This window comes from Streptomyces panacea, from assembly GCF_040560175.1.
In the GTDB taxonomy this organism is placed as follows: Bacteria; Actinomycetota; Actinomycetes; order Streptomycetales; family Streptomycetaceae; genus Streptomyces; species Streptomyces panacea.
In genome coordinates this window covers 1-12,363 of record NZ_JARJHW010000090.1, presented here as the reverse complement: position 1 = coordinate 12,363, position 12,363 = coordinate 1, and the positions used below count along the sequence as shown (strand labels likewise).

At 71.9% G+C, this 12,363-nt stretch carries 10 protein-coding genes; 4 read left to right on the top strand and 6 right to left on the bottom strand.

The window, feature by feature from the left end:
• Window positions 1-110: 110 nt before the first annotated feature.
• Window positions 111-1,007, bottom strand: a complete 897-nt coding sequence (gene purU / locus P3L51_RS21215; RefSeq protein ID WP_354606851.1) for a formyltetrahydrofolate deformylase — start codon at window positions 1,005-1,007, stop codon at window positions 111-113.
• Between the two features lie 115 nt (window positions 1,008-1,122).
• Complete coding sequence (locus P3L51_RS21210; protein ID WP_435594490.1) at window positions 1,123-1,569, bottom strand: SCO4402 family protein; 447 nt, start codon at window positions 1,567-1,569, stop codon at window positions 1,123-1,125.
• A gap of 174 nt (window positions 1,570-1,743) precedes the next feature.
• On the opposite strand from P3L51_RS21210, the gene P3L51_RS21205 reads away from it, so the two are divergent.
• Window positions 1,744-3,054 carry an ABC transporter substrate-binding protein gene (locus P3L51_RS21205; RefSeq protein WP_354606849.1) on the top strand — a complete coding sequence of 437 codons (1,311 nt, stop codon included), beginning with the start codon at window positions 1,744-1,746 and terminating at the stop codon, window positions 3,052-3,054.
• A 160-nt stretch (window positions 3,055-3,214) separates the two neighbouring features.
• On the opposite strand, the gene P3L51_RS21200 is transcribed toward P3L51_RS21205, so the two are convergent.
• The 4 genes from P3L51_RS21200 to P3L51_RS21185 all read right to left on the bottom strand — a co-directional run bounded on the left by P3L51_RS21200 (window position 3,215) and on the right by P3L51_RS21185 (window position 8,506).
• Window positions 3,215-3,937: a dienelactone hydrolase family protein gene (locus P3L51_RS21200; protein ID WP_354606848.1), complete on the bottom strand. Its 723-nt coding sequence runs from the start codon at window positions 3,935-3,937 to the stop codon at window positions 3,215-3,217.
• A gap of 219 nt (window positions 3,938-4,156) precedes the next feature.
• Window positions 4,157-5,131 carry a threonine ammonia-lyase gene (locus P3L51_RS21195; protein WP_354606847.1) on the bottom strand — a complete coding sequence of 325 codons (975 nt, stop codon included), beginning with the start codon at window positions 5,129-5,131 and terminating at the stop codon, window positions 4,157-4,159.
• Window positions 5,132-5,143: 12 nt separating this feature from the next.
• A complete protein-coding gene (locus P3L51_RS21190) occupies window positions 5,144-6,847 on the bottom strand; it encodes a hypothetical protein (protein ID WP_354606846.1) in 1,704 nt (567 codons plus the stop codon).
• Window positions 6,848-7,123: 276 nt separating this feature from the next.
• The gene (locus P3L51_RS21185) at window positions 7,124-8,506 is read right to left on the bottom strand and encodes an NsdA family TPR-like regulatory protein (protein WP_354606845.1); all 1,383 of its coding nucleotides are present in this window, start codon (window positions 8,504-8,506) and stop codon (window positions 7,124-7,126) included.
• A 309-nt stretch (window positions 8,507-8,815) separates the two neighbouring features.
• Here P3L51_RS21185 and P3L51_RS21180 point away from each other — a divergent pair, with 309 nt between their 5' ends.
• From P3L51_RS21180 to P3L51_RS21170, 3 genes are all read left to right on the top strand, one after another.
• A complete protein-coding gene (locus P3L51_RS21180) occupies window positions 8,816-9,511 on the top strand; it encodes a bifunctional DNA primase/polymerase (protein WP_354606844.1) in 696 nt (231 codons plus the stop codon).
• 74 nt (window positions 9,512-9,585) lie between these two features.
• Entirely contained in the window at window positions 9,586-10,509 is a 924-nt protein-coding gene (locus P3L51_RS21175; protein ID WP_354606843.1) for an ABC transporter ATP-binding protein, read from the top strand.
• Window positions 10,506-12,227, top strand: a complete 1,722-nt coding sequence (locus P3L51_RS21170; RefSeq protein ID WP_354606842.1) for a transporter — start codon at window positions 10,506-10,508, stop codon at window positions 12,225-12,227. Before P3L51_RS21175 ends, P3L51_RS21170 begins: the two co-directional genes overlap by 4 nt.
• The last annotated feature ends 136 nt before the right edge of the window (window positions 12,228-12,363 follow it).

Genomic DNA, 12,363 nt, shown 5'->3' with positions numbered 1-12,363 from the left:
CGGGCGTGCCCCCGAGCGCCGCGGTGCGAGCCGGACACCCACGCCGCCTCGGACCGCGCGCCGACGCCGACTGACGTTCCCGGAGCCGGCGCACGGGCTTCGTCCGGCGGCTATCCGAAGATCACCGTGCGTCGGCCGTTCAGCAGGATGCGGTGCTCGGCGTGCCACTTCACCGCGCGCGCCAGCGCCTGGCACTCCACGTCGCGGCCGATCGCCACCAGTTGCTCCGGGGTGACCTCGTGGCCGACGCGCTCGACCTCCTGCTCGATGATCGGGCCCTCGTCGAGCGCGGCCGTCACATAGTGCGCGGTCGCGCCGATCAGCTTCACGCCCCTGGCGTGCGCCTGGTGGTAGGGCTTCGCGCCCTTGAAACTCGGCAGGAAGGAGTGGTGGATGTTTATGATCCGGCCGTTCAGCTGCTTGCACAGGTCATCGGAGATGACCTGCATGTAGCGGGCCAGCACGACCAGTTCGACGTCCTCGGCGCGTACCAGCTCCAGCAGCTCGGCCTCGGCCGCGTCCTTGGTGTCCTTGGTGACGGGGATGTGGTGGAAGGGGATGTCGTACGAGGCGACCAGCTCGGCGAAGTCCGTGTGGTTGGAGACGACGGCGGCGATGTCCACGGGGAGCGCGCCCGTCCGCGACCGGAAGAGCAGGTCGTTCAGGCAGTGGCCGAACTTGCTGACCATCAGGATGACCCGCATCCGGTCACCGGCCTGATGGAGCTGCCAGTCCATCCGGAAGGAGTCCCCCACGGCGGCGAAGCTCGCGCGCAGCTTCTCCGCGGTCAAGGGCTCCTCGGTCGAGAAGTGGACCCGCATGAAGAAGAGACCGGTGTCACGGTCGCCGAACTGCTGGCTGTCCTCGATGTTGCACCCGGTCATGAAGAGAAAGCTGGACACGGCGTGCACGATGCCCTGTTTGTCCGGGCAGGACAGCGTCAGGACGTACTGGTCGGACAGGGCGGGCCGGTCGGCCTCGGTGGCGGGCTGCTGCGGGGCACTCATGACCCCAGAGGATCCCACACGGGGCTCCGAGGAGCACGGCGTACGGTCGGACGGACCGCGCACGGCGGCCAAGCCACGCCGACCGCGTCAGGTCGGCCGGGTCAGGTCGGCCAAGTCACGCCGACCGCGTCAGGATCCGCAGCACATCCAGCGAGCGCGGCACCGTGTCCGGGTCCTCGCCGTCGTTGACGGCCAGCCTGACGTGCGCCTCGCGCGCCGCCCGTACGGCCTCCGGCCAGCCGTGATGCTCCAGATACACCGAGATCGGGGCGTCCGGCCCCACCTGGTGCATGATCCGCAGCACCCGCAGGACGGCGACGTCGACGAGCGCGGCCTCGCCGGAGTCGCGGAAGATCGTCCCGACGTATTTCTCGGCCGACCAGTTGTCCAGCCAGGTGTCCTCGACCAGCCGGTACACGGCGTCGGTGACATCGCCGTACCCCTCGCGGCCGGCCAGCCAGTACTCGTGGTGGAAGACGGGATCGGAAAGCATGTGCAGCGCCGAGCGCACATTGCTGCGCCAGCGCCACCAGGGAATGTCATTGAGCGGCATGTCGCCCATGGTGGAGGAGCGACGGCCGCGACGGGAAGAGTTATCCGAACCTTGCTGCACAGCAGTCGATCGTACGGTCCTCCGTGAGGCGATCACCTGGCCCCCCGTAATTCACCTCGCGGTCACGTCTGGTTGGACAACCTCCACCTGGCAGTTACCTCCGGGCCGGAAGTGTGCGGATACATGACCGGTAGGCAGCAGCGCTCCTCCTCCCTCCGCCCCTTCCGTCCGATCCGGGCGGTCCGCGTCCTGTGCACGGTGGCGGCCGGGGCGTCGCTGGCCACCGGGTGTGGCGTGCTCCCTGGTGATCCGGGGGGCTCCAGGGAGCCCGTCACCGTCATGACGTGGGCGCCCGAGGGCACCGCCGCGACGAACATGCCGGGGATGCCGGCCATGGCCAAGGCGTTCGCCCGGTGGGTCAACGCGGCGGGCGGTATCGACGGCCACGAGCTGCGTGTGCTGACCTGCAACGAGCGCAACACCTCATCGGGCGCGGCCGACTGTGCGCGCCTGGCCGCCGAGAAGGACGTCACGGCCGTCGTCGGCTCGTACAGCCAGCACGGCAACGCCTTCATGGCGCCGCTGGAGGCGGCCGGGATCCCGTATCTCGGGGGCTACGGCGTCGCCGAGCGGGAGTTCTCCAGCTTCGTCTCGTACCCGGTCAACGGCGGCCAGGCGTCGCTCCTGGCCGGCAACGGCATGCAGCTGGGCGGGGAGTGCGGCCGGGTCTCCATCGTGCGGCCCGACACGATCACCGGTGACGCGATGCCGGAACTGCTCAACTCCGGCCTCAACAAAGGCAAGGACAAGCGCGAGAGCGACAGCGGGAAGGCGACGGACATCCGTGCGGCCGAGGACGCCACCGACTACACCGACCCGGCGGAGAAGGCCCGCGAGCACGCGGCCACCGACGGCAACGGCTGTGTCACGGCGGTGCTCGGCGACCGTACGGAGACGTTCTTCGACTCCTACCGGCGGCTCCCCGACGACGGCGGGAACGTCCGCATCTCCTCGGTGCTCGGCAGCGTCGGCCAGCCCCTGGTGGACCGGACGGGCGGGTCGAAGGGCGTCTTCGAGGGCGCGTACGTCACGGGCTGGTACCCGCAGGCGAAGGACCCGGCGTGGCGGCCGATGCGTGACGTGATCCGGAAGCACGCGTTCGGCGACGACAGCATCGACCCGGCGGACCCCGGCGTGCAGACGACCTGGATCGCGTACACCGCGCTCAAGTCGGTCATCGAGTCGATCGGCAGGGACACGATCTCCTCGGGCACGTTCGCGCACGCGCTGGACACGGGCGCGAAGGTCGAGACGGGCGGCCTCACACCCACACTGCGCTGGCGCTACGAGGACATGCTCGGCTCCCCCGGCTACCCGCGCATCGTGAACAGCGAGGTGACGTTCCAGGTGGTGCGCGACGGCGAGCTGGTATCGCTGAAGGACGGCTTCGTGGACGTCCGCGGCACCTTGAGCGACGCGGGCCGCAGCGCGTAGGTCCATCTCCCGGAGTGGGGGACCTCCCCCTCGGCGGCGGTGGTTCCCTCGCGCCGGCCGGTGTCACCGACACCGTCATCGAGGAGGGCCGGGCCCGTCCTCGATGACGGCAGGGTGGGCGGTACCGCTTACCGTCGGCCGGTGGTTCGGCGGGCCGGTCTCACTTCAGGTGGCGGTCGAAGAAGCGGTTTCCGTCGTGCACCTCGAACCACGGGGTACCGGTGTGCCCGCCCGGATTGGCGTGCAGCGTCTTCTCCTTGGCGCCGAAGGCGTCGAACAGGTCCAGGGCCCGCTGCCGGGGGTTCCCTTCGTCGTCCCACTGCAACAGCATCAGCAGCGGGATGGTGACCTGCCGGGCCTCCTCGCGCTGGGCGCGGGGTACGTAACCCCCGGCGAAGAGACCGGCGGCCGCGATGCGCGGCTCGGCCACCGCCAGCCGAACGCCGAGGGCCATCCACCCCGAGTACCCGATCGGGCCGCCGATCTCGGGCAGCGCGAGGAGGGCGTCCAGGGTGGTCCGCCAGTCCGGGACCGCCTTCTCGACCAGCGGGCCGATGAAGGACTCGAAGATCTCGTCGACCGGCTCGCCGGCCCGCATCGCCCGGCGGAGGTCGGCGCGGGCCTGCTCGTCGGCGGCGGAACGGGGCCGGTCACCGCAGCCGGGGGCGTCGATGGTGGCCACCGCGTAGCCGTACGCCACGGACTGCCTGGCCCGGGCCACCAGCCGGGGTTCCCCCTTGGGCAGGCCGTTGTTGTGGGCCATCAGGATCAGCGGGGCCGGTGCCGCGGATTCAGGCGTCCACAGGGTGCCGGGGATCTCGCCGAGGGTGAATTCGCGTTCGAGGACACCGTCGTCGAGACGCTGTTCGGAAGTGAACCGCATGGTCGTGCCTTTCGGGAGGCTCAGAGCGGCGCTCCCGGACGACCTGTCGCCCGACCGTGACCCCGGAGGGGAGCACCCGTGTCGATACTGCGTTCACGGGTACCACCTCCTCGTTCTCTCGCACGGCCTCCGGGAAAGTAGCAGCGGTCGCCGTGGTCCGCCAACGGGTTTTCGCGCTGGCTCCGTGGCCGGACGCCGCCTCACCACGTAAGGCACGGTCTACGCAGCCGACCGGTCCCGGCCCCGGGTCCAGCGGTCGAAATCCATCGGGGTCACATTGCCGCCGCACAGGATCGTCGCGACGGTCCTGCCGTCGAACCTGCCGCCGGACTCCAGGATCGAGGCGACTCCCAGCGCCGCGGCCGGTTCGACCACCAGGCCCGCGTGGATGTGGAGAAGGCGCATCGCCTCGATGATGCCGGCCTCGGTCACCAGGACCGCGTCGTCCGTGACCGAAGCGAGGTCGTCCAGCACCTCCGGGAGGACCAGGCGGCCCGCGACTCCGTCGGCGATGGTGTTCGGCGTCCCGACCTCGACCGGACGGCCCGCTCGCAGTGCGAGCGTCATCGCCGGCGCGTTCTCGGGTTGGACACAGATCGTCTCGGTGTCCCCGCGCAGACTCCTCAGCGCGAAACCCACACCGGACGCCATCGCCCCGGCGCCCAACGAGACGACCACCGCGTCGAGTTCACCGGGCAGTTCCGAGAGCTCGACCCCGATCGTCGCCGCTCCCTCGCACGTACCGATGTCCTTGCTGTCCTCGACCAGGAACGCGCCGGTCTCGGCGGCTACGCGCGCCGCGGTTTCGAGGGCCGCCTCGATCTCCCCGTCGACCAGGACCACCTCGGCCCCGAGCGTTCTCATACGCTCGATCTTCAGCGGGTTGGCCGCCGACGAGGCGACGACCGTGACCCCGATTCCGCGCGACCGGCCGCCGTAGGCGAGCGCCTGACCGAGGTTGCCCGCGCTCGCGCAGACGACGGCGTCCGCGGTCCCTCTTTCCTGAAGACGGTCGAGAACGGTCTCGGTTCCGCGGCCCTTGAACGAGCGGATGGGATTCAGGGTCTCGACCTTCAGGACGAGGCGGCAGCCCAACGCCTCGCCCAAGGACTCGCATTCGTACTGCGGTGTGTCCCGGAACACCGGATCGATCCGGGTGCGGGCCAAAAGGATCCTCGCGAGGTCCAACCGCACCGTGAACCTCCCTCACAGCTCCGTCGGGGCTCGCTCCGTGAGGCCGTACTCGGACGCGATGCCGTTCCACAGGCCCGACGCCTTCTGCTTCGCCCCCGTCGCCTCACCGCTCGCGCGGTTGCCCTCCTGGGCCGCCTTCGTCGTACGGGCCTTGCCGTCCTTGCAGCCCTTCTTCGTCTTCGCCTCGGCCGCCCACGTCGCGTAGTGGTCGTCCGCCGAGGCGGAGGCCTGCCATGCCTTGGTCAGCGAGGAGGAGAGCTGACCGTGCTGCGGCAGCTTGTCGATGGTCAGCTCCCCCAGCCGGGAGACCAGGTCGCGGCGCTGGTCGGCCGCGCCCTGGAGGTCGCTGACGGCCTTGTCCAGGTTCTGGCAGGTCTTGATGGACTCGACCGCGCTGATCACCGCCGCCCGGCTGTCGTTGCTCTCGGCGAGGAGCTTGTCGAGCTCCTCGGCCTGCGGCTTGGCGGGGTCGTCCGCGGCCTGGCCGTCGCCCGGGCCGGACTGCGAGGACTCCGACGACACCGTCTGGTTGCCGTCCTGCTTCTTGGAGTCGTCGCCGCTCATGAGCCAGCCGGCACCGAGGCCGAGGACGGCGCAGCCGACCACGACGGCGGCGATCAGCGGGACCGGTGAGGACTTGCGGCGCCCGGCGGCCCGGCCCTGCGGGCCCGAGGGCTCCTGCGGGGCGCGCGGCTGCGCGTACGGCGGCGGTGCGCCGCCCTGCCCGGGGCCCTGCTGTCCGTGTCCCTGCTGTCCCTGTCCCTGTCCCTGCTGGGCGTTGGCCTGGCGGGCACCCCGGCCGCGTCCCCGGACCGGACCAGGACCGGGGCTCGCGCCGGGGTCGAAGTGCGGCATCTGCTGCGTCTCGTCCGGCGCCGTCGGCCCGCCGGGGGCCTCCGTACGGAAGAGGCTGTCGAACTCGGCGGGCGGCTGGCGGTCGCCGGGCGCGCCGGGCCTGATGCCGTACGGCGCGCCGGGGGGCGCGGCCGGGACCTCGTTCGGGCCCGCCGCCGGGACGGGCGCGATGAACTGGGTGGCGTCCGCGTCCGAGGTGCCCTGCGCGGGCGGCTGGGCGGCGCCGAGGTACTGGGTGGATTCGGCGGGGCGCTCGGGCGGCAGCCCGCCGGGGCTCTGGCCCTGCTGGTACTGCGGCACCGGCGGTATGTACTGCGTGGCGTCGGCGGGCCCGGCGGCGGGCACCGGCGGCAGGAACTGCGTCGCGTCCGCGCTGCCGCCGGGAGCCGGAGCCGGTGTCTCGGCGGGCAACGGCTGCGCGCCGTACGTGCCACCCTGCGGCGCCCCGTACTGCTGCTGCTGCGGGAGCTGCGGAAGCCCCGGCTGGGCAGGCGGCAGTGGCTGCGGCGGCGGCTGGTACGGCTGCTGCTGAGGGGCCTGGTACTGCTGTTGGGGCTGCTGGGGCTGCTGGGGGTAGCCGTACCCGCCACTCCCGCCGCCGTACGCTCCCGGCGCCTGGTACGCCCCGTAGGGACCCGGGTCCTGCTGAGGTGGCTGCGGCTCCGCCTGTGCCTGTGGCGCCCCCGGACCCCAGGGCTGCCCCCACGGCTGCCCGCCCGCCGGAGCGGCCTGGTCGGCCGGGACCGGCGCCTGGGCGCCGGGCATCAAGGGGGGACCGCCGTCGGCGGGCAGCACGATGCCTTCGTGCGCGGGCCGAGCGGCAGGCGACTGCGGCTCGTCCCTTTGTCCGCTTTGCGTCACCGGGACTCCTAGTGTGGACCTACGGAATCGTCAGTTCACGCTACCGGGTGAATCAGCGGGCCTGCTACGCGCCTGGAACCAGTCACCATCCGCCTGTTCAAGACAGCCGCCGATGTGCCGTTCGACCGGGCCCGCCACACCCCGCCGTACCGACCGCCCCACCTGCCTCCCCACCTGCCGCCGCGTCAACGTCGTGCGGTGGCCGTACGACCACCGCACGACGACGTCACGCCGCCGTACTACCCTGCTCCCGGCGGAAGTTGTAGCAAAGCCGTGTCACGCGGCCTGGACCTCCAGTCGGGCGCTGAATTCCCGCACGGCGGGCTCCGTGCCGTACGGCTCCAACCGCTGCTGGAGATCGTCCAGATACTCCGCCCCTCTGCTGGAGCGCAGCGTGCCGAGCAGCTCCGCCGCCCGCGTGCCCGTGAGGCACGCCTCTTCCACCTCGCGCTGCTGGATCTGCGCCGTGGCCAGCAGGACCAGGCCGATCGCCCGCCGTCTCGCCCGGGTCTCCGGGTGGCCCGCCAGCGAGTCGGACGCGTGGCGCGCCGCCGCCTCGGGCTGTCCGAGATCGCGATAGCAGTGCGCCAACTCGTCGGACAGATAGGCGTGGTCGAAGTGCGCGATCCACACCGGGTCGTCGTCGGTCTCCGGATCCGCGTGCTCCAGCGCGGTGAGCGCCCGGCCCGCGACCGCGTGGCACTGATTCGCGTCGCCCAGCAGCGCGTGCCCGCGCGCCTCGGCGGCCAGGAACATGGCCTGCGCCCTCGGGGTGACCTGCCCGCGCGCGCCTTCCTGCGCGGCCCGCGCCAACTGGGCGATCTCGCGCGGGTTTCCGAGCTGGGCCGCGAGATGACTCATGGACGCGGCCAGCACATAGCCGCCGTATCCCCGGTCCCCCGCGGCCTGCGCGAGCCGCAGCGACTGGATGTAATACCGCTGGGCGAGCCCCGGCTGGCCGGTGTCCACCGCCATGTACCCGGCCAGCTCGGTGAGTCGGGCGACGGTGGCGAAGAGTCTGCGGCCGACCGCTTCCCTGTACGACCCCGAGAGCAGGCCCGACACCACGCTGTTCAGATAGTGCACGACGACCGGGCGGACATGACCGCTGCCGAAGCGGTGGTCCAGATCCACCAGCGCGGCCGTCATCGCGGCGACCGCCGCCACATCCGAATCACCCACCCGCGCACCGGTGTTGCGCGCCACCGACGCGTCCGCGCCCGTGATCAGCCAGTCCCTGCTGGGCTCGACGAGCGCCGACGACGCCACCGCGGATCCGGACAGGAAGTCACGCCTGCCCACATCGCTGCGCCACAACTCGCAGACCTGCTCGATCGCGCCGACGACCGTCGGCGAGAACTGGAGGCCGATGCCCGAGGCCAGGTTCTTGCCGTTGGCCATCCCGAGCTCGTCGATGGTGACCGTACGCCCCAGCTTGCGGCCCAGCGCCTCGGCGATGATCCCCGGGGCCCGGCCGCGCGGTTGCTGTCCGCGCAGCCAACGCGCCACTGACGTCTTGTCGTAGCGGAGGTCGAGACCGCGCTCGGTCCCCACCATGTTGACGCGGCGGGCGAGGCCGGCGTTGGAACAGCCGGCCTCCTGGATGAGTGTTTGCAGCCGTTCGTTCGGCTGACGGGCAACGAGAGGCCTGGCTGCCAATTGGATACCCCCTGTGGCCGCAGTGATCGATGGAGCGATCACTGCCCGGCGGAAACGCAGTAAATGCGTGCGATGGTCGAAATCAGCAATCTTCGGTAACTTTCAGGAAACGCCGCCCGCTTGGCGACGAGGTGTGTGACTCGCCTCACGCTCCCTGATGGCAACCCCCGGCCACCGGTTGTGGTTACCCATCCACACGCCGCAACTTCGTACGCGCCCCCGCCCATGCATCCGTGCGCCCCATGTGCGGGACCGACACGCCGTCGCAACGGTCCGTGACGCCCGTAACCCGAGGTGCGCGCGGGAGTTGTGTTCTTCGTGGACAAGACCATCGGAGTGACGGGCGTCACGGACGCCGCGCAGATCCCCAAGCAGCGGGGCGACCTGCTGCTGGACAGCGCCGTGCGGTACGCGGAGGAGCGGCACTGGGACGTGTTCCCCGGCACCTGGCTGGAGGCGGTGGGCGGCGAGGAGCGGTGCTCGTGCGACCGCGCCGACTGCCCGGCCCCCGGGGCGCATCCCACCCGGCCGGACTGGGCGTCGCAGGCGACGGGCAGCGGGGTCGCCGCCCGCAGGCTGTGGTCGAAGCACCCCCACTCGTCGATCCTGCTGCCGACGGGGCGCGCGTTCGACGCCCTGGACGTGCCGGAGTCCGCGGGGTTCCTGGCGCTCGCGCGGATGGAGCGGATGGAGATGACGCTCGGCCCCGTCACCCGCACCCCCGACCGCCGGATGCTCTTCTTCGTCCTGTCGGGCGGCTCGCTGAAGGTGGACGACCTCGTGAGGAAGCTGGGCTGGTCGGCGTCGGCGATCGATCTGGTGGTGCGCGGCGAGGCGCACTACGTGGCGGCACCGCCCACGCGTGTCGGCGGCTTCGGCGCGGTGCAGTGGGCCCGGCGGCCGACTCCGGCCAACCGCTGGCTGCCGGACGTCGAGGAGCTGATCAGCCCGCTGGCGTACGCGTGCGGGCGTGACGCGGCGGCCGCGCGGGCACAGCGACCCTGAGGACCCCTCGGACCGCGGTCTTATGGTGGGTCCTCTCGACACCTCGAAAAAGGATCACCGAAGGGCAGTGCGGCATGCCGGATCACGTACCGGAGCGAGCGGCGGAGCAGACGGAGCGGGCGGGGCACCGGGCGGTGCCGGACACGGCGGTCACGGTCGGCGGGCCGGACACGGCGGACACGCTGGACGCGGTCGGCGGGCCGGACGCGGTGGCCGGGGCGCGTGCGGCGGGCCCGCCCGCCGTCCGTGTGGAGGGGCTGTGGAAGCGGTTCGGCGACCAGGTCGCCGTCGCCGGGATCGATCTCGATCTGCCCGCGGGCCAGTTCGTGGGTCTCGTCGGCCCCAACGGCGCGGGCAAGACCACCACGCTCTCCATGGTGACCGGCCTGCTGCGGCCGGACATGGGCCGCGTCCAGGTCGCGGGGCACGACGTCTGGGGCGACCCCGTCGCGGTCAAGGCCAGGATCGGCGTACTGCCCGAGGGGCTGCGCCTCTTCGAGCGGCTGTCCGGACGCGAACTCCTCGGATACACCGGCCGGCTGCGGGGGCTGCCCGGCGCCGAGGTCGACAAACGGGCCACGCAGCTCCTCGACGTACTGGACCTCGCGGGCTCGCAGCACAAGCTCGTCGTGGACTACTCGACCGGTATGCGGAAGAAGATCGGCCTGGCCGCCGCGCTGCTGCACAACCCCGAAGTCCTCTTCCTGGACGAGCCGTTCGAGGGCGTCGACCCGGTGTCGGCGCAGACGATCCGCGGCGTCCTGGAGCGCTACACGGAGTCCGGCGCGACCGTCGTCTTCTCCAGCCATGTGATGGAGCTGGTCGAGTCGCTGTGCGACTGGGTCGCGGTGATGGCCGCGGGCCGTATCCGCGCCCAGGGGACGCTCGCGGAGGTACGGGGCGACGCGCCGTCGCTCCAGAGCGCGTTCCTCGAACTGGTAGGCGCGCGGGATCGCGACACCGGCGAGTCCCTTGACTGGCTGGGCGGCGCCCGATGAGCGCGACGGCCGGCAGCGCGGGCCTCTCCCAAGCGGCGGCGGACGCGCCGGGTCCCACCGGTGCCGCCGGTCCCGCCGGTCCCCTCGGTTCGGGCACGACGCCCGCCGTCACCCTGGGCACCCGCGCCCTCGCGCCCGTCTTCGTACGGCTGAAGCTGTCGCTGCTGCGCAACGGGCTGCGGCAGTCGTCGGGCCGTACCGTCGCGTACGTCGTCTCCGTCGTCCTCGCCCTGCTGATCGCGGCCGGCCAGCTCCTGGGCCTGATCCTGCTGCGCGGGAACGACGGCGCGGGCACCCTCGTCGTCGTACTGACCGGGCTCATGGCCCTCGGCTGGGCGATGCTGCCGCTGTTCTTCCCCAGCGGCGACGAAACGCTCGACCCGAGCCGGCTCGTGATGCTGCCGCTGCGGCCCCAGGCGCTGATCGGCGCGCTGCTCGCCGCGTCCGTGGTCGGCATCGGTCCGCTGTTCACGCTCTGTCTGGTGCTGGGCTCCGCGATCGCCGTCGCGCACGGCGCCGCGGCCGTGGTGGTGTCGGTGGTCGTCGTACCGCTGGCCCTGCTGGTGTGCGTGGCGCTGTCGCGCGCCGTCGCCGCCGCGAACATCCGGCTGCTGACCTCGCGCAAGGGCCGGGATCTGGCCGTGCTGAGCGGTCTGGTGATCGCCGTCGGCATCCAGTTCGTCAACTTCGGCATCCAGAAGCTCAACGAGGCGGGCGGGCTCTCGGCGCTCGACCCGGTGGCGGACGTCGTACGGTGGCTGCCGCCCGCGTCGGCGATCGGCGCGGTGGACTCGGTGAGCGACGGCGCGTACGGGCCGGCCGCCGGGCAACTGCTGCTGTCGCTCGCCGCGTTGGCGGCGCTCCTGTACTGGTGGCAGCGGTCGCTCGTGAAGCTGATGACCGCCCCGGACGGCTCGACGATCGCCGCCTCGGCCGGTCCGGCCGGTCCGGCCCGCAAGGAGTCGGCGTCCGGTCTGGGCAGGCTGCTGCCCGAGGGGCGTACGGGCACGGTGATGCGGCGCAGCCTGCGGTACGTGTGGCGCGACCCCAAGACGAAGGCGGCATGGGTCACTTCGCTGGCGATCGGACTGATCGTGCCGCTGGTGAACGCCCTTCAGGGCAGCGGTTCGATCTATCTCGCGTGCTTCGCGGCCGGGATGCTCGGGATCCAGATGTACAACCAGTTCGGGCAGGACACCTCCGCGTTCTGGATGGTGGCCCTGACGATCTCCTCCACGCGTGACGCCTATCTGGAACTGCGGGCGCGGGCCTTCGCCCTGCTGGTGATCACGCTGCCGTACTCGGCGCTGGTGACGATCCTGACGGCCGCGCTGCTGGGCGACTGGCGGGCGCTGCCCGAAGCGCTCGGGCTGTCCTTCGCGCTGCTCGGCGCGATGATGGCGACGGGCGCGGTGGCCTCGGCCCGCTTCCCGTACTCGATCCCGCAGGACAGCGCGTACAAGAACGTCGCTCCCGGCCAGGCCGGGCTCGCCTGGATCTCCATCCTCGGCGGCATGCTGGGCGGCGCCCTGCTGTGCGCGCCGGTGATCGGCCTGACGATCGCGCTGCACGTGTCGGGCGCGGTCGCCTGGACGTGGCTCCTGCTGCCGGTGGGCACGGCGTACGGCGCGCTGATCGCATGGGCGGGGGTCCGGCTGGCGGCGCCGCAGACGGCGTCGAGACTGCCGGAGATCCTGGCGGCGGTAAGCAAGGGCTGAGGCTGAGGCCGGCTTTCACCGGGGCGTCGGCTTTCAGCGGGGCGTCGGGGCCGCCAGCCTTCGCCAGGTCGTCCGGGTGGGCTGGGGCACCAGGTCGTCCGGGCCGCCAACCTTCGCCGGGGGGCCGGGTGCTGTC